The sequence below is a fragment of the Allobosea sp. P4_H5 genome (assembly GCF_056400825.1).
Genome location: NZ_JBFUKM010000002.1, coordinates 35860 through 54397, shown reverse-complemented (window position 1 = coordinate 54397; position 18538 = coordinate 35860). Strand labels below are relative to the sequence as shown.

The window sequence follows — 18538 nt, the reverse complement described above, 5'->3', positions numbered from 1 at the left end:
GCGCACCGTGATCCGCCAGGCGCGAGGGTGTGCCACAGCCCGCGGCGATGACAAGGCGGGGTAGCCGCGATTCAGGCCAGTTCGACGGCGCTCGGATGCCAGAGAAGTTGATAGCCGTTCACAAGCGCGGCCAGAGATGTCGGCGGCGTGACGACGGCGACCGGACCGGACGGGCGCGGCCGGCGCGCGACGTAAGCAGAGGGCGACCAGAGCAGGGCCTTGTCGCCACGCAAGGCCAGGAACTCGCCCTCGGGCGTGGCGAACATCGCGCCATCCGGCAGGCTTTCTGCGGGCAGTCGATGCAGACGCTTGCGCTTGCCGTCGCGCCGCTCACGATCGAGCCGCTCGTCGATCGCAGGAAAGAGCGGCAGTTCGGGAAGTCCGAGTCCTGCGACCAGCGCCGCGCGGTAGGCATGCGCGTCGCTGCGTCGGCATTCGACGCAAGGACGATGCCCGGCCGCGAGCGCCGTCACCTCGTCGCAGAAGAACAGCTCGGTATAGTAGCGGCCCCAGACATCGCGCTGCCGGCCCTTGAAGGAGAGCACGCAGCAGATCCATTGCTTCGTCGCGAACAGCCGTGTCGGCAATGCCTTCGTCGCCGGATCATGGAACTTGCCGCCGCGATTGCCGAACAGCAGGCCGCGCGCCGGATCGGCAAAGAGCGAACCATCGGGACGGATGCGGTTGGGCAACGGCATGAGATGAGCCTAGGCAGCGACGACGCCGGATCATGTCACCAGCGCGCCGCCCTTGCGACACCGTGCCCGACTCGTCGGGCTCTTCGCTTTCCGGCAAGGTTCCGGATGCGCGGACAAGCCAAATGGCGAGCGCGCAAAGGGGCAGGACGGCATGGACCAGACGACCGAGAGCGTTGCTGCGCCGCTCGTCGCGCATTCGTCGCGCGGCGCCATCCTCGGCGAGATCCACGCCCGCCCCTTCGCGCCGCTCTCGACCCCGCAGCGACTCCTGCACTTCGCCTTCATGACCGACCAGGCGCAGGCCGCCACCGATCGCGAGGCCCTTGCCCGCTTCTGCGCCGAGCGCGGCGTGCCGGGTCCGGCCGAGGGGGCGAAGCATCATCGCACCAAGCTCGGCGAAACCAGCTTGCGCTGGGAACAGCACAGCGAGTTCACCACCTATACCTGGGAATTGTCCTCCCCCGGCTCGGTGCCCTTCCTGCCGGCGACCACCATCCTGCCGCACGGCATGCACACCCTGCCGCAACCGGGGCCGCATCTGGCGTCGATCGACCTGCATCTGCTGCCGGAACGGGCGGCGCCCGAGCTCGACACGGTGTTCGATGCGGCCAGCCTCGCCGCCTCGCTGGTCGATGGCGAAGCGGCGATCGCCGCGACCGATTTCCGCGCCGGCGCCGACGGCTTCGTCCGCATCCTCGTGCTCGACCGGGCTCTGACATCGGCAAAGGCTGGCGCGCTTGTACAGCGGCTGATGGAGGTCGAGACCTATCGCGTGCTTGCCCTGCTCGGCCTGCCGGAGGCTCATCGTCTCGCCCCCTCCGTGCGCCGCACCGAGGAGGTGCTGGTGCGCATCGCCGGGACGATGATGCAGACCGACGGGCTCGCCGCCGACAATGCCCTGCTCGACGAGATGACCGCGATCGCCGCGACGATGGAGTCGGAAGCCGCGTCCTCGAATTACCGTTTCGGCGCCAGCCGCGCCTATGACAGCATCGTCGGCCAGCGCCTGGAAGCGATCGACGAGGCGCCCTATGGCGGCTGGCCGACCATCGCCGCCTTCCTGTCGCGGCGCATGGCTCCGGCGATGCGCACCTGCCAGATGCTGCAGCAACGGCAGCTCGACCTGTCGCGCCGGCTCGCCCGCGCCGCCAATCTGCTGCGCACCCGCGTCGACGTCGCCCTCGAACAGCAGAACCGCGACCTGCTCTCGGCGATGAACGACCGCACCCGTTTGCAATTGCGCCTGCAGCAGACGGTCGAGGGTCTCTCGGTCGCGGCGATCGGCTATTACGTCGTCAGCCTGTTCGGCTATCTCGCGAAGGGCGCCAAAGATGCCGGCTACCTGCCTGTTGATGTCGGCATCGCGACCGCTCTGTTCGTGCCCGTCGCGATTGTCGGCGTCTGGCTGATGGTCCGGCGCATCCGGCACGGCCATAGCGATGGCTGACGCTAGCGCTGAACGATGACCTTGGTCCCCGTCCTGACGCGATCATAGAGATCCGTCACGTCGCGATTGGTCATCCTGATGCAGCCGGACGAGACCGCCGCACCGATCGTGTCGGGCTCGTTCGAGCCATGGATGCGGTAGAAGCTTGATCCCAGATAGATTGCCCGCGCTCCGAGCGGGTTCTCCATTCCGCCTTCCATGTAGCGCGGCAGGTCGGGCCGGCGCTTCAGCATAGCCGCGGGCGGGCGCCAGTCCGGCCATTCGCGCTTGCGCGTGACGGTCTTGGTGCCGGACCAGCTGAAGCCCTGCCGGCCGACGCCGACACCATAGCGGATCGCCTGCCCCTGCCCGAGCACATAATAGAGCCGCCTCTGGCTGGTCGAGACCACGACCGTGCCGGGCGTTTGCTTGCCGCTCCAGGGCACGACCTGGCGCGGCACCGGCTGTTCGCTGAAGATGTTGAGAAAATCGGCGACCCCGCGACTGAGCGCGTTGGAATAGGCGTAAGCGGGTGCGCAGAAAGCGAGACTGGTGACGATAAGAACAATGGCGCGCAGCATGATCATCCCTGCAACGCCCCCCGCCGGGAGTTAACCGGAAGAAGCAAAGCAGGGTCAACCCCGGATCAGCCGCGGAGGCCCGCGGTGATCGAACGGCGATAGGACAGCGCCGCCGGAATCAGTGCGGCCAGCGAGCCGAGCAGCAGGATCAGGCCGACCTGGGCGAGTTCCGCCGAGCCGAGAGCGAAGGAGAGCCTTAAGCCCGTCTGCGCCTCGAACAGGCCGGAGACCGCAAGTGTGGCGGCGGCGCCGAGGCCGAGGCCGGCGAGGCAGCCGGCCGCGACCAGCCCGGCCATGCCGAGCCAGACCACCAGCAGCACGTAGGCCGGCGGTGCCCCGAGCGCGCGCAGCACGGCATAGCGGCGCCGCCGCAGCCCGGTCACCGCGACGAGCAGCAGGAAAATCGCCGCCAGGATCAGCACCGCATTGAGCACAGAGGCGACGCTGAGCACCTGCCCGACATCGCCGAGCGTACGATAGAGCCCGACCAGCACCTCGGCCGGGAAGAAGGCCATGGTGCCGCCCTGCCGATAGCGCGCCCGCAGCGCATAGGCGTCGGCGACCGCCTTCGGCTTCACCACCAGGGCCGGCACGCCGGGAATGCGCTGGCCGTCGAAGGGCGGGCCGAGCGCGGCAACCTCGCCGGCATGGCCATTGCCGAGCCCATGCACCTCCCAGACGCTCTCGACCGGCACCAGGATCGCTCGGTCGAAGGGCGAGCCCAGCCGCGGCAGGCGGCCGACCGCAACATAGGCATGCCCCTCATGGCGATGGCTCGCCTCTTCCGCGTCGGCAACGCCGCGCTTCGGCCAATGCCCGGCGATGGCATGCGACGGCTCGATCTGGTCGCCGAGCTTGTAGGTGACATCGGCGCCAAGCACAGCCTCGCCCTCGCGCGCGAACAGCCGGCCTTCGGTCGGCTGCAGACGACCCCAGCGGCCGGCGAAGGCGAGCGTAGTGCCGATCACCGGATGGCCGCGGGCGATGTCGCCGAAGGCAAGCGGCGCCACGGCAGCGACGCGCGGATCACGGGCGAGTTCGTTCAGCAATCGCCCGTCGATCAGCGGCAGCGCCTCCGGCTGCAGATAGATCGCCGACATCACGAGTTGCGTCTGGCTGCCGGGTGCGCCGATCAGGAGGTCGAAATCATCGGCGGCCCGGGCCGAGGCCTGGCGCAGCGCCCGCTCCTGCGCACCGATCGCGACACCGATCGCCACCGCCAGCGCGACCAGCGTCACGATCGCCGCCGCCGTCCAGCGCAGCGCCCGGAGATCGGCGATGACCATCGGCAGCGGGTTCACGCGGCCGCCTTCAGTTGGAACGGGCCATCGCCAATCATCCCGACCTGCTGCATTCGCGCCAGCAGCGCCGGGTCATGCGAGGCGCAGAGCAGCGTCGCGCCGCTTTCTTTGGCGACCTCGACCAGCAGGGATCCGACCTCGGCCGCATGCGCCGGATCGAGGCTTGCCGTCGGCTCGTCGGCCAGGATCAGCGCGGGTGCATTGAACAAGGCCCGTGCGATCGCGACACGCTGCTGCTCGCCGCGCGAGAGCACGGCGGCGCCCCGCCGCAGATCGGTGAGGCCCATGCGCCCGGCGAGCACAGTGGCGCGCGAGACCTGATCGCTCGTCTGCCGCCAGCCTGAAAAGCTCGCCGGCAAGGTGATGTTGGCGAGCACATCGAGCTCGGGCACGAGGTGGAAATCCTGGAAGACGAAGCCGACAGTCTCGCGCCGCCAGCGATCGCGCGCCGCACCCGGCAGCGCGGACACTACGACATCGCCCCAGCCGATGCTGCCGGCATCGGGCAGGAAGAATCCGGCGGCGAGATGCAGCAGCGAGGTCTTGCCCGAGCCGGACGGCCCACGCAGGCCGATCAGCGCTCCGGGTGGCACCATGAAATCGGGGATGTCGAGCACCCGGAAGGGCCGCCCGTCGCCATCGCGATGATCGACCTGGATGCCGGAAAAATGCAGCGGCCGCGCCGCGCCGGCCAGCCGCTCAGACACTGTGGAAGCCGGCATCGACGAGCCTGATCTGGCTGACGAAGCCGGTCTCGGCATCGGTCGAGGAGCCGATCTCGAGCCGGCCGCTGACCGCGACCTTCTGGCCGGCGCTGACCATCGGCGTCGCCGCGCGCATGAACACCACGACGATGTCGACCGGCCAGTCGGCATCGGACTGGCAGAACGGGCAGATCGCCAGCGGCTCGCGCGTCAGCACGAAGAAATGGCTTTCCGGCTTCAGCGGCGGCGCCATGTAGCCGACCATCCTGACCGGCTTGCCACGCAGCGAGGTCGCCCGATCGGAGAACTGGAAGCCGAGCACGCCGAAGGATTTGTAGAGCCCGTCGAAGGTCAGCGTATCCGCGTCCGCGGCAAACGCAGACAGCGAGACGGGCAGCGCCGCGAGCCCGGTGAGGAGCCCGCGGCGGGAAAGCGTCGGGAGCAGGTGCGGCCGATGCGAGATCATGCGTCCTGCCCCAACTCTAGCTCACTTGCCGCCGAGGGCCAGCGCCTCCGCCATGACGCGGAAGACGAAGACGTTCGGCTTGTGGCCGCGGAAGCGCTCGGCGCCCGGGCCCATGGCGGTGAGCAGCACGTCGTCGGCCGCATGGACACCGGAGTTGGCGTCGAAAGGCAGGTTGCCCTGCTTGCGGGTGGCGAGCGGACCGGTGCAGTCCTTCTCGTTGGCGACGTTGGTCTTGCCGTCCGGGCCCTTCACCGCCGGGACGCGCTCGCCATCGAGATAGGGCCGGCCGGTGTCGCAGGTGTCCGGATAGCTGCCGAAGGCGACGGCGAGACGGCGCGAGGTGTCGACCTTGGTCGGATAGCCGTCGGCATCGCGCGGGCCGTAGTTCGGCGGCAGCGACTCGTTGTAGGTGCCGAGCTTGTCGCGCAGCAACTGGCCCGGGCGATCGTCGTCATAGGTGCCGATGATCGAGATCGGGTGGGCGTGGTCCGGCACGACGATGATCAGCGTGTCGTTGCGATCGCCGGCGAAGTCCTTGGCCGCCTTGACGGCATTGTCGAGCATGATCGTGTCGAACACCGCGCGCTCCCAGTCGAGCGAATGGCTGTACTTGTCGATGCGGGCCGATTCCACCATCAGGAAGAAGCCGTCCTGCGCGCCCTTGAGCATCTCGATCGCGGCCTTGGTCTGCTCGACCACGTCCGGCTGATCCGGGAATTTCGAGATCGACCCCTTCTTGGCGAGGCGCAGGTCGAAGGCGCCGTCGATGTTCGAGGTGTTGTAGAGGCCAAGCAGCTTCTTGGAGCCGCCAGCGACCGCGGCGTTCATCTCGGTCTTGGTGGTGGCGAGGGCGTAGCCCGCCTCCTTGAACTTGGCGATGAAGTCGAGATCGTCGGTGCGCTTGGTGCCCGGGGTCGACTTCGGCAGGAAGTTCGGCGAGCCGCCGCCCATGATCACGTCGGGCTGCACGTCGAAGAACATCTTGACGATGTCGTTGAAGTCCGAGCGCCGGCGGGTATGGGCGACCATCGAGGCCGGGGTCGCATCCTCGATCTCGGAATTGGTGACGACGCCGATCGCCATGCCCGAGCGCTTGCGCTTGATCACCTCGGAGATCGTCTCGACCTTGGGATGGTCGAGCGTCAGCGCGTTCTTGGCGCAGTAGATGCCGAGCGCGTTGACGCAGGACTTGTGGCCGGTGGTGTAGGCGCTGGCGGAGTTGGCGCTGTCGGTGACGATCGAGTCGGTGCCCGAGGTCGAGATCAGCGCCATGTTCGGCATGTCGTCGATGGCGAGCTCGCCGCCATAGAGGCCCTGCTCCCAGCCCTTCGACAGGATGCGCGCCGCGGTGCGGTGCGCCACCGACATGCCGTCGCCGACGAAGAGGATGACGTTCTTGGCCTTGCGCTCAGGGGTCGCGTAGACGGTCCAGTTGACGGTCGCCTTCTCGCTGCCCTGCGTCGCCTCGATGACGTACTGGCCGGCCGGCAGCTGGGCTCCGCGCAGCCAGAGCGCCGAATGCTTCTGGCCTTCCTCGCTCTGGACGAACTGGGCCTCGCGGCCGAAGGCCTCGTTCACCGGCTTGCCATTGATCGTGACCTTGACGTCGGCCGAGACCGGGGCGTTCGGGAACTCGACCTTGAAGTCGAAGCGCGAGCCCTCGAGGATCTCGGCGCGGTTGAGCGGATAGATGGTCTGCGCCGTCGCCGGCACCACACTGGCGAGCATCGCCGCCGCCATCAGCCAAGTTCGCTTCTGCATGATATCTCTCAGCCCCTGTGAAAGCCCGGTCGCCGGTCCGTTAGGCGGGCGAGATGACACTATGATTACTATGCGCCGACCAGTATTTGTAACATTATAACAATTGAATCGGCCGCGGGCCTGCAGCTTGAACGCACGTCATCGATGAGGTCATCTCCCGACGCAGGCGCCAGGGCCCGCGCCGAGCCACCAGCAAATTGAGGATGCGACATGAGCGCGGCAAGCGATGCCAGCTTCTGGGACAGGTCATCGCGACGCTATGCCAGGAGCCGGATCTCCGATCAGGCCGGATACGAGCGCACCCTGGAGCGGACCCACCTCCTGCTGAAGCCGACGGACAGGGTGCTGGAACTGGGCTGCGGCACCGGGACCACGGCGCTGCGGCTTGCGGGCGACGCGGGCAGCTATCTCGCGACGGACATCTCCGCGGGGATGATCGCGATTGCCGGGGAAAAGCACGCCGCGTGCCCGGTCCCTGCGCTCGCCTTCCACACGGCAACGGCGGAGACGCTCGCCGCCGAGGCGATACGGTTCGATGCTGCCCTCGCCTTCAACTATCTCCACCTGGTCCGCGACCTCGCCGGCACGCTGCGCGACATCCACACCTTGCTCGAGCCAGGCGGCCTGTTCATCTCCAAGACACCCTGCCTCGGTGACGTGAACCCGCTGATCCGGCTTGCGCTGCCGCTCATGCAGATGGTCGGAAAGGCGCCCCATGCTGGCGTTTTCACTGCACAGGAGCTGGCCAGCCTCATCGCGGCCGCAGGCTTCGAAATCCTGAGCACGGAACGCCATGCTAGCAGGGGCAAGGACAGCCGCCCCTTCATCGTCGCTCGCAAGACATAGCCCGAGCGGCCAAGATCAGGCGGAGCTATTCGCCCCTGCGCGCGTTCCGATCAGGGAGCGTCAGGCAAGTCAGGTCCATCCTGACAACTCCTGACATGCAACGCCCCTATCAGCCTCGCCAACCCTCAGGGAAACGCAGAAAGGGACATCGCCATGCTGACCTTCTATCACGCGCCGCAATCGCGCTCCTTCTCGATCCTCTGGCTGCTCGAGGAGCTCGGCCAGCCCTATGAGATGAAGATCGTCGACATCCGCGCGCAGGGCGGCCCGCCGGAGAGCTACCGCGCCATCCAGCCGCACAAGAAGGTACCGGCCATAGTCCATGACGGCACCACCGTCACCGAGCGCGCCGCGATCTGCCTTTATCTCACCGAGCAGTTCCCGGAAGCCGGGCTGGCGCCTGCCGTCGGCGATGCCGACCGCCCAGCTTTCCTGACGTCACTGGTCTATACCGACGCCGTGCTCGATCCGATCATCGCGACCTCCGTCCACAAGTTCCAGTACGAGTCGCGCGGTTTCTCCTTCGGCTCGCATGCCGACACGGTCGCCAATCTCGCCAAGAGGCTCGGCGAACACGCTTACGCCGCCGGCGAGCGCTTCACCGCCGCCGACACCCAGCTCGGCGCAGGCATCCATTTCGGCATGAACATCGTCGGCGTGCTGCCGCGCCTGCCGGTGTTCGAGGCCTATATGGGCCGCATGCTGGAGCGGCCGGGGCTGCAGCGGACCATGCAGAAGGACGGCACGCTCGAGCCCGGCCAAGTCCCCTGAGACAAGCTGGCTTGAGCGACTTCACTCCTCCTTGAAGCCATAGTCCGGGATGCCCTGTTCGTTGCCGTAGTATTTGTACGGCAGGAACTTGCCGGACATGGCGATCCTGACCCGGTCGCCCCGGGGGTTCGGCTCACGCTCGAAGGCGATGTTGAAGTCGATCGCCGACATGATGCCGTCGCCGAACTCCTCCTCGATCAGCGCCTTCCAGGCGGGGCCGTTGACCATCACCATCTCGTAGAAGCGGTAGATCAGCGGGTCAGTCGGCGGCATCGGCGTGCCGGTGCCGCGATAGGGCACCTCGTTGAGCATGCGTTTCTCGGCTTCCGAGAGGCCAAAGAGGGCGGCGGCCCTCTCGGCGAGAGGCTTCACCAGCTTCATCTGGCCGAGCAGGGCGCCGATCACCAGCACCTCAGACATGCCGCCGATCTCGTCGGTGATGTGCTTCCAGCTCCAGCCCTTCTCGCGCTTGATGTCGAGAATCTTCTCGGTGAGCTCTTCGCGCTTCATCTCGTCCTCGCCAATCGCAGCCGCCGATCGCGGCGGTCGGCAGGACGACTAGCAAGCTGTGGGCCAGAAGGGCCGGGAGAGATGCTGTGGGCGTACGCTCAGCGCCGGACGAACCGGAACTGCTCCAGCGCCGCGATCTGCTGCGCGACCGGGGAGACCTGCGCCGCCAGCGAAATGCCCTCGAAATGCCGGCGGCCACGGAAGCGGGCCCGCTCGAAATTCGAGCGGCCGTCGAAGGCGGCATTGCTGAACCAGGCGCCGCGGTCGAAACGAGCAGCAGCGAAGTTCGCCATCTGCCCGAACCGCGCCTCCTCGAAGCCGGCATTGCCGGCGAACTCGGCCTCGCCGAAATCGGCCGCGCCCGCGAAGCGGCAATCGCCGAAGCCCGCCTCGCCGGCATGGCGCACGCCGCGGAACTGCGTCACTCCATCGAAGCGGGAGCCCCGGAACCAGGCATCGCCGACGAATTCCGCCTCGACGAAGCACGCTACGCCCTCGCAGCGCATGTCGCGGAACTCCGCCGTCCCGTGCAGGGTCGCCGCGCCGAAATCGGCATCCCCGGCGAAATGCGCCCGATCGAAGAAGGCATCGGCGCGGAAGCTGGCATCGCGGAAGCTCGCCGGCCCATGGAAATGCGCCTCGGAGAACCAGGCATCGCCGCAGAAGGCGCTACCGGCGAAGCGCGCCGCCGCCGGAAAGATGATGCCGGCGACATTGAAATCACCCTCGAAGATTTCGTCGACCAGCTCGACATCGGCGAAGAGGCGCCAGAGCGCCAGCAGCGCGCCGTCGGCGCCGATTCGGCCGCGCAGGCGGGTCATCTCACCGGCCCAGCCATTCCAGGCCGCAGCGCCCTCGCCGAGCCGCGCCAGAATCGCCTCGCGCCGCGCCGCCATGAAGGCGGAAGCCTCCGGTCCGGCCGCGCCATAACGCGCCGCGCGTTGCGCAGCGGCAAAGCCGGCCTGATGCGGCCGAGCCCAGGAATTCAGCTGCAGAAGTTCGGCGCGTGCATCGGGCACGAGCCGGAACAGGCTGGCCATATTCGGATGACGCCCCGGTTAACGATTCATTAGCCATATGCGAGCCGCCGACAGGGTTCAATCGCTGCTTTGCTCGCAAAAGCGTCCGAGCCCTCGCGTCGATGGTCCGTCTATCCGCGAGTTTCATTGCCCGGCGCAGCACATCGTTAAGGCTACGGGTCGATAACCCTCTGTAGCGTAAGGCATTTGAAGTATTTTCAGGGCGATCCTGAGCTGTATCTGCAACGCGGGATGCCAGCGCCGATGAACCAGCTTCTGCCGTCGATCCTGTTCACGGCTGCGGCCGACACAGTGGCGCCGTCGACATCGAAGCACCATATTGCTGGAAACGATGCGGTGAAGGTCGACGGCGGCGAACTGATTCCCACCGTCTTCATCGCCCGGAACTGAGGGACGTCATGGATCTGCTGGCCCGCTTCATTCTCCGCCTCGGCGCCCTCCTCGCTCCGGCGCAGCCACAGCTGAAGCCGATCCCGGTTCCGGTGCGCCGCCCGCAAGCGCGACGCTGAGCCGCCCCGCAAGCCTGTCCCCACAAACCATCCGACCAGGCCATCGCCCCTCTCGATGACTTGCTCGCAGGCCAACTTGCCGCCACATCGTCATCGGCCGGTGGCGGGCTGCCCGGCCTTGACAGCAGGCCGGCCGCCCCCAACTCTATGGGTATGACGACGAAGCATCGCCTCGTATTCCGGGTCGCCCCGATCGCGGAATCCTAGCCCCGGACTCGGCCCGAGCGCGCCCCGAGTCCAGGGGTGCCGTCGATGCTGTCCGCCGTGATGGCAGCACGATCTTCCAAGGCGTCTCCCCCCAAAAAAGAACTTCCTAGACCTTGCCGGTCGCGCCCTGGCGCCGCCGTCGCGCGCGTCATCGCAGGACACCAGACCCATGACCCAGCTGAACCAGAAGACCCATCGCAAGCCGAAGATCATCGTCGGCGAGATCGACCATGAGCGCCTGACCGGCCTCGCCACCACCGCGCTCGAGCGTATTCCGGAGGTCGCCGAGGAACTGCTCGCAGAAATGGACCGCGCCAAGGTCGTCGCGCCGGCCAAGCTGCCGGCCGACGTCGTGCGCATGGGCTCCTTCGTCACCTTCGATTCGGACAGCGCCCAGCATCGCCGCGTCCAGCTCGTCTATCCCGGCGAGGCCGATATCGAGCAGGGCCGCATCTCAGTGCTGACGCCGATCGGCGCGGCGCTGATCGGCCTTGCCGCCGGCCAGTCGATCGCCTGGACCGCTCGCGACGGCAAGAAGCATGTCCTGACGGTGACGGCGGTCGAACAACCCGCCATGGCGGCGGCTTGAGCGAATGAGAACCTCCTCCCCTCGCTTGCGACGGGGAGGAGGCCGCCCTCAGCCGGCCGCCATCACCTTCATGATCTCGCCCTGCGGCTCAGCCCAGCGCAGTTCGCCCAGCCGCAGCATCGCGTTCACATGCGCGAAGACCTCGCTGAAGGCGAAGGAGAGCTGGTGCGGGTCGAGCGGCCGCGTGAACATCACCGGCACCAGTTCGGCGACCGAATGCGGCCCCTTGGCCACTGCGCCCGCGATCAGCCGGCAGCGCTCGGCGTGATGGGCGCTGAGCGCGGCGCAGCGCTCCTGCAATCCATAGAACGGCAATTGGTGCCCGGGCAGGACCAGCGTCCCCGCCGGGATCGCCTGCGGCAGCGCGCGTAGCGAACGCAGATAGAGGCCGAGCGGATCACCTTCCGCATCCACCGCCCAGACGCTGATGTTCGGCGTGATCTTGGCGAGGACCTGGTCGGCCGCCAGGAAGACGTTCGCCTCCGGGCAATGGAACATCAATTGCTCCGGCGCATGGCCATCGCCCGCCAGCACGAAGAAATCACGCCCACCGATGCGCAAGACGTCGCCGGCGACGACGCGGGTGAAGGTCGGCGGCAGCGGCGTGACCTGCCGGAGATAGCCATGGCCCAAAGTCGAGACGACCTGCGTCACCTCGGCCGAAAGGCCGTGGCGCTGATAGAACTGCTTGTAGACCGGCGCCTCCGAAGCGCCCGGGCTGAGCGAGATGTTGAGGCAGCCGAGATAGCCGGTCTGGCTCGTCAGGAGCGGCGTGCCGAAGCGCTCGCAGAGCCAGCCGGCGAGACCGATATGGTCTGGATGGAAATGCGTGACGAAGAGCCGGGTCAGCCGCTTGCCGGCGAGCGCCCCGGCCATCAGCGCGAGCCAGGCCTGCTTGGTCGCCTCGTCCCCGATGCCGGTGTCGATCACGGCGAAGCCGTCGCCATCCTCGATCAGGTAGATGTTGACGTGGTCGAGCCGGAACGGCAGCGCGATCCTGGCCCAGAAGATGCCGGGCGCAACCTCGATCAGCTGGCCCGGTGCCGGCGGTTCGGGAAAAGGGAAGGTCAGGCCGTGCGGATCGGGAGCGTGCAATTTGGTCAGCCCTGAACAATGTCTGCAGGGTTCGTAGCAGGCGATGATCGCGCCGGACAACGGTTGTTAAGCCTCGCGCGGCAAGATCGCATGATGAGCGATTTCGACACCCTCCGGCACGACTGGCTCGCCCATCTCGGTCATGAGCGCCGGCTCTCGCCGAAGACGCTCGAGGCCTATGGCCGCGACATCGAGCAATTCGCCACTTTCCTCACGCATCATCTCGATGCGCCCCCGTCGCTGAAGGCGGTCGCCGCTTTGAAGCCGGCGGACCTACGCGCCTTTCTCGGCTATCGCCGCCGCGACGGCGTCGGCAACCGCACGCTGATGCGCCAGCTTGCAGCGCTACGTTCGCTCGCCCGTTTCGGCGAGCGCAGCGGCCGGCTGACCGCCGCCGCCTTCGCCGCGACACGCGGACCGCGGCTCGGCAAGGGCTTGCCCCGCCCGCTCGATGCCAAGGCCGCGGCGGCTGTGACCAAGGCCGACAGCCGCGCTGGCGAGGAGCGGCCCGACTGGGTGCTGGCTCGCGACGCCGCCGTGCTCTCCTTGCTCTATGGCAGCGGCCTGCGCATCTCCGAGGCGCTCGGCCTCCAGCGTTCGCAGGCGCCGGTCAGCACCGCCGATGCGCTGACCGTGCTCGGCAAGGGCGGCAAGACCCGGATGGTGCCGGTGCTGCCGGTGGTGGTCGACTCGATCGCCGGTTATCTCGCGCAATGCCCGTGGCGGCTGGCGCCGGAGGGGCCGCTCTTCGTCGGCGTCAAGGGCGGACCGCTCTCGCCGCGGATCATCCAGCTCGCGGTCGAGGGGCTGCGCGGCTCGCTCGGACTGCCGGGCAGCGCGACACCGCACGCGCTGCGCCACTCCTTCGCCACCCATCTGCTCGGCCGCGGTGGCGATTTGCGGGCCATCCAGGAGCTGCTCGGCCACGCCTCGCTCTCGACGACGCAGATCTACACCCGCATCGATTCAGTTCGCCTGCTGGCGGCCTATGATTCCGCCCACCCACGCGCTCGGGGGTAAGCTCCTTACCTTCGGTAAAATCGTCTTGATTCCGTCACGTGAACCGGCCATCACGCCCGGCCTTTCCGGGGGAATCAAAGATGGCTTCAGCCGCACCAGACGTCACCGAAGAAAACCAGCCGACCAGCAAGATCAACAAGCGCATCGCGCTCTTGATCGGCATTCTCGCGCTCCTGCTCGCCTTCTCCGAGATCGGCGGCAAGAACGCCGAGCAGGACGCGCTGGCGAAGAACATCGAAGCCTCCAATCTCTGGGCCTTTTTCCAGGCCAAGACGATCCGCGGCACGACGCTGCGCACCGCCGCCGACGCGATGGAAGTCGAGCTCGCCGGCGCGACTGATCCGGCCGTGCGCGAGCGCCTGCAAAAGCGCATCGACGGCTGGAAGGCGACGATCGCCCGCTACGAGTCCGAGCCGGAGACCAATGAGGGCCGCAAGGAGCTGATCGTCCGCGCCAAGGCGGCCGAAGCCAAGCGCGATATCTCCAGCGCCCGCGACGACAAATACGACATCGTCTCGGGCCTGCTGCAGATCGCGATCGTCGTCTCTTCCGCTGCGATCATCACCGGCGTCGCCCTGCTCGCCTGGACCGGCGTCGGCCTGGGTGCCCTCGGGCTCGCGTTGATGATCATCGCCGAGGTCGCGCCGACCGCGCTGTTCTAGTCAAACGAAGGCGCGACCGCTCAGTAGTGGATCGCGCCCTTCGAGCCGCCGCCGCAAGCGATCGCATCGCCATTGATCGCGACGCTGCGCGGCGAGGCCAGGAAGGCGACGATGTCGGCGACCTCGGCCATGTCGACCAGCCGGCCGATCGTGACATTGGCGGCCATGCGGCGCTCGATCTCTTCGGGTGCCAGCCCTGACGCCGCCACCCGTGCCGCGACCACGCCCGGCGTCTTCTCCGTGCGTGTCGTGCCGGGATGCACCACGGTGACGTTGATGCCCTGCGGACCGAGTTCGTCGGCGAGGTTCTTGGTCAGCGCCGCGACCGCGACATTGCGGATCGAGCCGATGGTCGAGCCGGTCAGGCGCGCCGCCAGCCCGCTGATATTGATGATCCGGCCCCAGCCACCCGCCGCCATCACCGGCGCGGCCTCGCGGGCCATCCTGAGATAGCCCATCACCTTGACGTTGACGTCGTCGAAGAACAGCGCGTCGGTGATCTCGGCGAGCTTGGGCGGCGCCGCCTGCCCGCCGGGCTTGGCCGCAGCATTGACGAGGATGTCGAGCCCGCCCAGCGCCGCAACGGTGCCGGCCACGACCGCCTTCACCGAGGCATCGTCCTGCGTATCGACGGTGAGGCCGACGATCTTGCGACCGGTCTCCAGCGCCAGCTCGGCCGCGGCAGCGTCGAGCTCCGCCTGGTTGCGCGCCGCGATGACGACGTCGACGCCCTCCAGCGCCAACTGCCGCGCAATGGCGCGGCCGATCCCCTTGCTGCCGCCCGTGACCAGAGCGCGCTTGCCGTTCAGCATCAGATCCATGGTGGGTTCCTCGAAGGCAGGATCGCAGGGGCGCCGACAGYGACATTCCCTGCGCTTTCGTAAAGCATCCTGCGCGAGCCATCCGCCCCGGTCCAGCGCACCTGTAACACCCCCGTTCTGCTTTGCTCGCGAGGGCGCTTGACTAACTCATATCTCGCTGGTTATGAATCAACTCATAGCCAACGGGTTATTGATTGAGATGGCAGACGCTCACGACATGCTGTTCAGGACGCTCGCCGACCCGACCCGGCGCGCCATCTTCGAGCGCCTGTGCCGCGACGGCGAGCTGACTGTCGGGGCGCTGACCCCGCAGGCCGGCGTCTCGCAGCCGGCCGTCTCGAAGCATCTCGGCGTACTGAAGCAGGCCGGGCTGGTGCGCGACCGCCAGGCCGGCCGCCAGACCCATTACAGCGCCCAGCTCGGCGCGCTCTCCCCGCTGATCGACTGGACCAGCCAGATGGCCGGCTTCTGGGAGGCGCGGTTCGACGACCTCGAAAATTTGCTCGCAAAGATGGACCAATGACCACCGCCACGCAGACCCGCTCCGTCACCGTCGAGCGCGAGATCGCCCATCCGCCGGAGAAGCTCTGGCGCGCCCTGACTCAGCCGCACCTGATCGCGGAATGGCTGATGAAGAACGACTTCGCGCCGGTCGTCGGCCATCGCTTCAACCTGCGCGGCGAGTGGGGCGGCGTGCTCGATTGCGAGGTCCTCGACATCGAGCCGAACCGGACGCTGTCCTACAGCTGGGACTTCGCCCATGACGATCCGGCCTTCAACCTGAAGAGCACGGTGACCTTCACCCTGACCCCGACGCCCAAGGGCACGCTGCTGCGCATGGAGCAGGCCGGCTTCCGGCCGGAGCAGAAGCAGGCTTTCGGCGGCGCCCGGGCCGGCTGGCAGGAATTCCTCGGCAAGCTGGAAGAGCTGCTCGCACGCGAAGCGTGAATGCTCGCCCTGGCCCTCATATCGAGAAGGAGGTCTCGTTGACCTGGAACGACGCTATCCGGCAGGGCCATCGCTGGCTCGCCATCATCTTCACGGCAACCGTCATCGCCAATTTCATCGCCATGGCACTGGGGCAGCCACCAGCCTGGATCGTCTACTCCCCGCTGCCGCCGCTGTTCCTGCTGATGTTCTCGGGCCTCTACATGTTCGCCCTGCCCTATGCCGCCGGCTGGCGACAAGGGCGGCGGGCGGAAGGCTAGGAACGGAGCCATGGCCGGCAAGACCTCGAAGGCGGCAGCGAAGCCGAGAGCAGGAGACGGACTGCCCGTCCTGCTCTCGGGCGGCAATCCGCAGATCGCCAAGGGCTATGGCGAAGAGCCGGTGCAGGCCTATATCGCCGCGATGCCGGGCTGGAAGAGCGCGCTCGGCTCCCGCCTCGATGCGTTGATCACCAGCGCCGTCCCCGGCGTCAGGAAGGCGGTGAAGTGGAACTCGCCGCTCTATGGCGTCGAGGACGGCCACTGGTTCCTCGGCCTCCATGTCTTCGCAAAATACGTGAAGGTCGCCTTCTTCCGCGGCGCCTCGCTCGATCCCGTCCCGCCCGGCACCTCCAAGCAGAAGGAGGTGCGCTATCTCGACATCCGCGAAGATGACGAACTCGACGAAGCCCGCTTCACCGCCTGGGTGAAGCAGGCTGCCGCCTTGCCGGGCGAGAAGATGTGACGACGATTACGAGGATATCCCGCCCCATGAAGCAGACAAACGACAAGACCGGCGATGCAGCCTCGGCCTCCGAGCAGATCGATGCCCGGATCGCGGAACTGACCGACTGGCGCGGGGCGGCACTCGCAAAGGTCCGCGCCATCATCAGGCAAGCCGACCCCGAGGTCGAGGAAACCTGGAAATGGCGCGGCGTGCCGGTCTGGGAGCATGCCGGCATCATCTGCACCGGCGAGACCTATAAGGGCGCGGTCAAGCTGACCTTCACCAGGGGCGCTTCGCTGCCCGACCCCACCGGCCTGTTCAATTCCAGCCTCGACGGCAATGCGAGGCGCGCCATCGACATCCATGAGGGCGCCGCGATCGACGAGACGGCGCTGGCGGCGCTCATTCGCGCTGCGGTAGCGCTGAACACCGCTGGAAAGAAACCGAAGAAGGCCTGATCAACCCGCGTGCCGGGGAGCGCGCGGCCATTCCGGCCCCTGCCCGCGCAGACGCTCCCAGGCCCGCGCCATCTGCAGCACGCCGAGATCGTCGAAGCGTTTGCCGGTGATCTGCAGGCCGATCGGCAGGCCGGACGCGGTCATGCCGGCATGGACCGAGATCGCCGGCTGGTCCGACATGTTGGCCGCGACCGTGAAGACGATGTGCTCGAAGGGCCGCTCGGGATCGTGGATCGGCGAGGCCAGCTCGGCGGCAAAGCTCGGCACCGGCGAGACCGGCGACAGCACATAGTCGAAGGGCGCGATCGCCTTCAGCGCCGCATGGCGGATCGCCAGCATCTGGCTCATGCCGCGATGCACCTGCGCCCCGGTCAGCGAACGGCCGCGCTCGGCCCAGGCGTAGATATAGGGCAGCACCTTATCCTGCCGCTCGCGTGGCAGAGCGCCGATCTCGGCCCAGGCGCGCTGGCGCCAGAAATCGTCGAGCCCGTCGAGCATGTCCTGCGTCAGGAAGGGCGGCGCCAATTCGACGATCGCTCCCACTCTCCGAAAGGCATCGGCCGCCCTGGCGATCGCCGCCCTCACCTCCGGCTCGACCGGCAGGCCGATGCCGGCTTCGAGCTGAAATCCGATCCTGAGCCCGCGCGGCTCGCGCTCCAGCTCGTCCCAGGCAATGTCCTGCGGCGGTAGGCTCATCGGATCGCGCTCATCCGGCTTTGAGAGTTCGCGCATCATCAGCGCCGCGTCGGCGACGGTGCGGGTCATCGGCCCGGCGACGCGACCGTAATAGGTCGGGTCGATCGGCACCCGGCCGAAGCTCGGCTTGAGGCCGGCCAAGCCGCACCAGCCGGCCGGCAGCCGGATCGAGCCGCCGATATCGGTGCCGACATGAAGTGGCCCGTAGCCCGCTGCGCCCGCTGCGCCCGCCCCAGCCGAGGAGCCGCCCGGGTTCTTCGAGAGATCGAACGGGTTGCGCGCCAGTTCGTGGAAGCTCGACAGGCCGGAGGAGAGCATGCCGTAATCGGGCATGGTCGTCTTGGCGAGGATGACGCACCCGGCCTCGCGCAGGCGCTGCGCCGGCGGGGCGTCGGCCGCGGCGGGGCTAAGTTCCATGGCCGCCGTGCCGAGCGGCACCGGCACGCCCTTGGTCGCGATGTTCTCCTTGATCGTGCAAGGCACGCCGTCGAGCGGCAGCGCCTCGCCCCGGCGCCAGCGGCCCTCGCTCGCCTTCGCCGCGGCGCGGGCGCCCTCGGGATCATAGGCGTAGAGCGCCTTCAGCGACGGCTCCCAGAGCTCGATACGCTGGATCACCGCCTGCGTGACCTCGACCGGCGAGAGCTCGCGCGAGCGGAAGGCCCGGAGCATGTCGACGGCGCTGAGATCGGCGAACTCGATCATGACTGGAACTCCGCAAGCATCT

General features: G+C 67.7%; 23 protein-coding genes. 12 read left to right on the top strand and 11 right to left on the bottom strand.

The features are described 5' to 3' along the window. Positions 1–71: 71 nt before the first annotated feature. Positions 72–698: a hypothetical protein gene (locus AC1DS0_RS04270; protein WP_476813143.1), complete on the bottom strand. Its 627-nt coding sequence runs from the start codon at positions 696–698 to the stop codon at positions 72–74. Between the two features lie 151 nt (positions 699–849). Here AC1DS0_RS04270 and AC1DS0_RS04265 point away from each other — a divergent pair, with 151 nt between their 5' ends. Then, the gene (locus AC1DS0_RS04265; protein ID WP_476813142.1) at positions 850–2145 is read left to right on the top strand and encodes a DUF3422 family protein; all 1296 of its coding nucleotides are present in this window, start codon (positions 850–852) and stop codon (positions 2143–2145) included. Between the two features lie 2 nt (positions 2146–2147). On the opposite strand, the gene AC1DS0_RS04260 is transcribed toward AC1DS0_RS04265, so the two are convergent. The 5 genes from AC1DS0_RS04260 to AC1DS0_RS04240 all read right to left on the bottom strand — a co-directional run bounded on the left by AC1DS0_RS04260 (position 2148) and on the right by AC1DS0_RS04240 (position 6937). Continuing rightward, the gene (locus AC1DS0_RS04260; protein ID WP_476813141.1) at positions 2148–2705 is read right to left on the bottom strand and encodes a L,D-transpeptidase; all 558 of its coding nucleotides are present in this window, start codon (positions 2703–2705) and stop codon (positions 2148–2150) included. 65 nt (positions 2706–2770) lie between these two features. Beyond that, positions 2771–4006 (bottom strand): FtsX-like permease family protein, encoded by a 1236-nt coding sequence (locus AC1DS0_RS04255; RefSeq protein ID WP_476813140.1) that lies wholly within the window; start codon positions 4004–4006, stop codon positions 2771–2773. Continuing rightward, positions 4003–4728, bottom strand: coding sequence for an ABC transporter ATP-binding protein (locus AC1DS0_RS04250; protein ID WP_476813139.1), 726 nt, complete (start codon positions 4726–4728; stop codon positions 4003–4005). Before AC1DS0_RS04250 ends, AC1DS0_RS04255 begins: the two co-directional genes overlap by 4 nt. Continuing rightward, entirely contained in the window at positions 4706–5176 is a 471-nt protein-coding gene (locus tag AC1DS0_RS04245; RefSeq protein ID WP_476813138.1) for a hypothetical protein, read from the bottom strand. The genes AC1DS0_RS04250 and AC1DS0_RS04245 overlap by 23 nt, the downstream gene beginning before the upstream one ends. A 21-nt stretch (positions 5177–5197) precedes the next feature. Continuing rightward, on the bottom strand, positions 5198–6937 hold the full coding sequence (locus AC1DS0_RS04240) for an alkaline phosphatase (protein ID WP_476813137.1): 1740 nt from the start codon (positions 6935–6937) through the stop codon (positions 5198–5200). A gap of 210 nt (positions 6938–7147) precedes the next feature. Between AC1DS0_RS04240 and AC1DS0_RS04235 the strand changes: the two genes are divergently transcribed. Beyond that, a complete protein-coding gene (locus AC1DS0_RS04235; RefSeq protein WP_476813136.1) occupies positions 7148–7783 on the top strand; it encodes a class I SAM-dependent methyltransferase in 636 nt (211 codons plus the stop codon). Between the two features lie 153 nt (positions 7784–7936). Next, positions 7937–8554, top strand: coding sequence for a glutathione S-transferase family protein (locus AC1DS0_RS04230; RefSeq protein ID WP_476813135.1), 618 nt, complete (start codon positions 7937–7939; stop codon positions 8552–8554). Between the two features lie 21 nt (positions 8555–8575). On the opposite strand, the gene cynS is transcribed toward AC1DS0_RS04230, so the two are convergent. Together cynS and AC1DS0_RS04220 are read right to left on the bottom strand one after the other, a co-directional pair. Then, on the bottom strand, positions 8576–9064 hold the full coding sequence (gene cynS, locus AC1DS0_RS04225) for a cyanase (RefSeq protein WP_476813134.1): 489 nt from the start codon (positions 9062–9064) through the stop codon (positions 8576–8578). Between the two features lie 98 nt (positions 9065–9162). Continuing rightward, a complete protein-coding gene (locus tag AC1DS0_RS04220; RefSeq protein ID WP_476813133.1) occupies positions 9163–10104 on the bottom strand; it encodes a pentapeptide repeat-containing protein in 942 nt (313 codons plus the stop codon). A gap of 243 nt (positions 10105–10347) precedes the next feature. On the opposite strand from AC1DS0_RS04220, the gene AC1DS0_RS04215 reads away from it, so the two are divergent. Together AC1DS0_RS04215 and rnk are read left to right on the top strand one after the other, a co-directional pair. Continuing rightward, positions 10348–10494: a hypothetical protein gene (locus AC1DS0_RS04215; RefSeq protein WP_476813132.1), complete on the top strand. Its 147-nt coding sequence runs from the start codon at positions 10348–10350 to the stop codon at positions 10492–10494. Between the two features lie 504 nt (positions 10495–10998). Next, complete coding sequence (gene rnk, locus AC1DS0_RS04210; RefSeq protein ID WP_291671932.1) at positions 10999–11409, top strand: nucleoside diphosphate kinase regulator; 411 nt, start codon at positions 10999–11001, stop codon at positions 11407–11409. A 48-nt stretch (positions 11410–11457) separates the two neighbouring features. Here the strand turns inward: rnk and AC1DS0_RS04205 are convergent, their stop codons facing one another. Further along, positions 11458–12504: an MBL fold metallo-hydrolase gene (locus tag AC1DS0_RS04205; protein WP_476813131.1), complete on the bottom strand. Its 1047-nt coding sequence runs from the start codon at positions 12502–12504 to the stop codon at positions 11458–11460. 90 nt (positions 12505–12594) lie between these two features. Between AC1DS0_RS04205 and AC1DS0_RS04200 the strand changes: the two genes are divergently transcribed. Further along, a complete protein-coding gene (locus AC1DS0_RS04200) occupies positions 12595–13524 on the top strand; it encodes a tyrosine recombinase XerC (protein ID WP_476813130.1) in 930 nt (309 codons plus the stop codon). An 80-nt stretch (positions 13525–13604) separates the two neighbouring features. Then, positions 13605–14186 carry a DUF4337 domain-containing protein gene (locus AC1DS0_RS04195; protein ID WP_454024959.1) on the top strand — a complete coding sequence of 194 codons (582 nt, stop codon included), beginning with the start codon at positions 13605–13607 and terminating at the stop codon, positions 14184–14186. Between the two features lie 20 nt (positions 14187–14206). Here the strand turns inward: AC1DS0_RS04195 and AC1DS0_RS04190 are convergent, their stop codons facing one another. Next, positions 14207–15007, bottom strand: a complete 801-nt coding sequence (locus AC1DS0_RS04190; protein ID WP_476813129.1) for an SDR family NAD(P)-dependent oxidoreductase — start codon at positions 15005–15007, stop codon at positions 14207–14209. 199 nt (positions 15008–15206) lie between these two features. Between AC1DS0_RS04190 and AC1DS0_RS04185 the strand changes: the two genes are divergently transcribed. From AC1DS0_RS04185 to AC1DS0_RS04165, 5 genes are read left to right on the top strand one after another with little or no spacing between them, the layout of a single operon-like run. Beyond that, on the top strand, positions 15207–15530 hold the full coding sequence (locus AC1DS0_RS04185; RefSeq protein ID WP_476813128.1) for an ArsR/SmtB family transcription factor: 324 nt from the start codon (positions 15207–15209) through the stop codon (positions 15528–15530). After that, positions 15527–15955 carry an SRPBCC family protein gene (locus tag AC1DS0_RS04180; protein WP_476813127.1) on the top strand — a complete coding sequence of 143 codons (429 nt, stop codon included), beginning with the start codon at positions 15527–15529 and terminating at the stop codon, positions 15953–15955. Before AC1DS0_RS04185 ends, AC1DS0_RS04180 begins: the two co-directional genes overlap by 4 nt. 38 nt (positions 15956–15993) lie before the next feature. Next, positions 15994–16215, top strand: a complete 222-nt coding sequence (locus AC1DS0_RS04175; protein ID WP_476813126.1) for a hypothetical protein — start codon at positions 15994–15996, stop codon at positions 16213–16215. A gap of 10 nt (positions 16216–16225) precedes the next feature. Then, positions 16226–16678 (top strand): DUF1801 domain-containing protein, encoded by a 453-nt coding sequence (locus tag AC1DS0_RS04170; protein ID WP_476813125.1) that lies wholly within the window; start codon positions 16226–16228, stop codon positions 16676–16678. Between the two features lie 26 nt (positions 16679–16704). Next, on the top strand, positions 16705–17118 hold the full coding sequence (locus AC1DS0_RS04165) for a DUF1801 domain-containing protein (protein WP_476813124.1): 414 nt from the start codon (positions 16705–16707) through the stop codon (positions 17116–17118). Here the strand turns inward: AC1DS0_RS04165 and AC1DS0_RS04160 are convergent, their stop codons facing one another. Beyond that, positions 17119–18516 (bottom strand): amidase, encoded by a 1398-nt coding sequence (locus tag AC1DS0_RS04160; protein ID WP_476813123.1) that lies wholly within the window; start codon positions 18514–18516, stop codon positions 17119–17121. Positions 18517–18538 lie beyond the last annotated feature (22 nt).

What these genes read in the sequence shown, in the direction of transcription:
- AC1DS0_RS04270 (WP_476813143.1), bottom strand. Translation starts at nt 698, where the DNA reads ATGCCGTTGCCCAACCGCATCCGTCCCGATGGTTCGCTCTTTGCCGAT.
- AC1DS0_RS04265 (WP_476813142.1), top strand. Translation starts at nt 850, where the DNA reads ATGGACCAGACGACCGAGAGCGTTGCTGCGCCGCTCGTCGCGCATTCG.
- AC1DS0_RS04260 (WP_476813141.1), bottom strand. Translation starts at nt 2,705, where the DNA reads ATGCTGCGCGCCATTGTTCTTATCGTCACCAGTCTCGCTTTCTGCGCA.
- AC1DS0_RS04250 (WP_476813139.1), bottom strand. Translation starts at nt 4,728, where the DNA reads ATGCCGGCTTCCACAGTGTCTGAGCGGCTGGCCGGCGCGGCGCGGCCG.
- AC1DS0_RS04245 (WP_476813138.1), bottom strand. Translation starts at nt 5,176, where the DNA reads ATGATCTCGCATCGGCCGCACCTGCTCCCGACGCTTTCCCGCCGCGGG.
- AC1DS0_RS04240 (WP_476813137.1), bottom strand. Translation starts at nt 6,937, where the DNA reads ATGCAGAAGCGAACTTGGCTGATGGCGGCGGCGATGCTCGCCAGTGTG.
- AC1DS0_RS04235 (WP_476813136.1), top strand. Translation starts at nt 7,148, where the DNA reads ATGAGCGCGGCAAGCGATGCCAGCTTCTGGGACAGGTCATCGCGACGC.
- AC1DS0_RS04230 (WP_476813135.1), top strand. Translation starts at nt 7,937, where the DNA reads ATGCTGACCTTCTATCACGCGCCGCAATCGCGCTCCTTCTCGATCCTC.
- cynS (WP_476813134.1), bottom strand. Translation starts at nt 9,064, where the DNA reads ATGAAGCGCGAAGAGCTCACCGAGAAGATTCTCGACATCAAGCGCGAG.
- AC1DS0_RS04220 (WP_476813133.1), bottom strand. Translation starts at nt 10,104, where the DNA reads ATGGCCAGCCTGTTCCGGCTCGTGCCCGATGCACGCGCCGAACTTCTG.
- AC1DS0_RS04215 (WP_476813132.1), top strand. Translation starts at nt 10,348, where the DNA reads ATGAACCAGCTTCTGCCGTCGATCCTGTTCACGGCTGCGGCCGACACA.
- AC1DS0_RS04200 (WP_476813130.1), top strand. Translation starts at nt 12,595, where the DNA reads ATGATGAGCGATTTCGACACCCTCCGGCACGACTGGCTCGCCCATCTC.
- AC1DS0_RS04195 (WP_454024959.1), top strand. Translation starts at nt 13,605, where the DNA reads ATGGCTTCAGCCGCACCAGACGTCACCGAAGAAAACCAGCCGACCAGC.
- AC1DS0_RS04190 (WP_476813129.1), bottom strand. Translation starts at nt 15,007, where the DNA reads ATGGATCTGATGCTGAACGGCAAGCGCGCTCTGGTCACGGGCGGCAGC.
- AC1DS0_RS04185 (WP_476813128.1), top strand. Translation starts at nt 15,207, where the DNA reads ATGGCAGACGCTCACGACATGCTGTTCAGGACGCTCGCCGACCCGACC.
- AC1DS0_RS04180 (WP_476813127.1), top strand. Translation starts at nt 15,527, where the DNA reads ATGACCACCGCCACGCAGACCCGCTCCGTCACCGTCGAGCGCGAGATC.
- AC1DS0_RS04170 (WP_476813125.1), top strand. Translation starts at nt 16,226, where the DNA reads ATGGCCGGCAAGACCTCGAAGGCGGCAGCGAAGCCGAGAGCAGGAGAC.
- AC1DS0_RS04165 (WP_476813124.1), top strand. Translation starts at nt 16,705, where the DNA reads ATGAAGCAGACAAACGACAAGACCGGCGATGCAGCCTCGGCCTCCGAG.
- AC1DS0_RS04160 (WP_476813123.1), bottom strand. Translation starts at nt 18,516, where the DNA reads ATGATCGAGTTCGCCGATCTCAGCGCCGTCGACATGCTCCGGGCCTTC.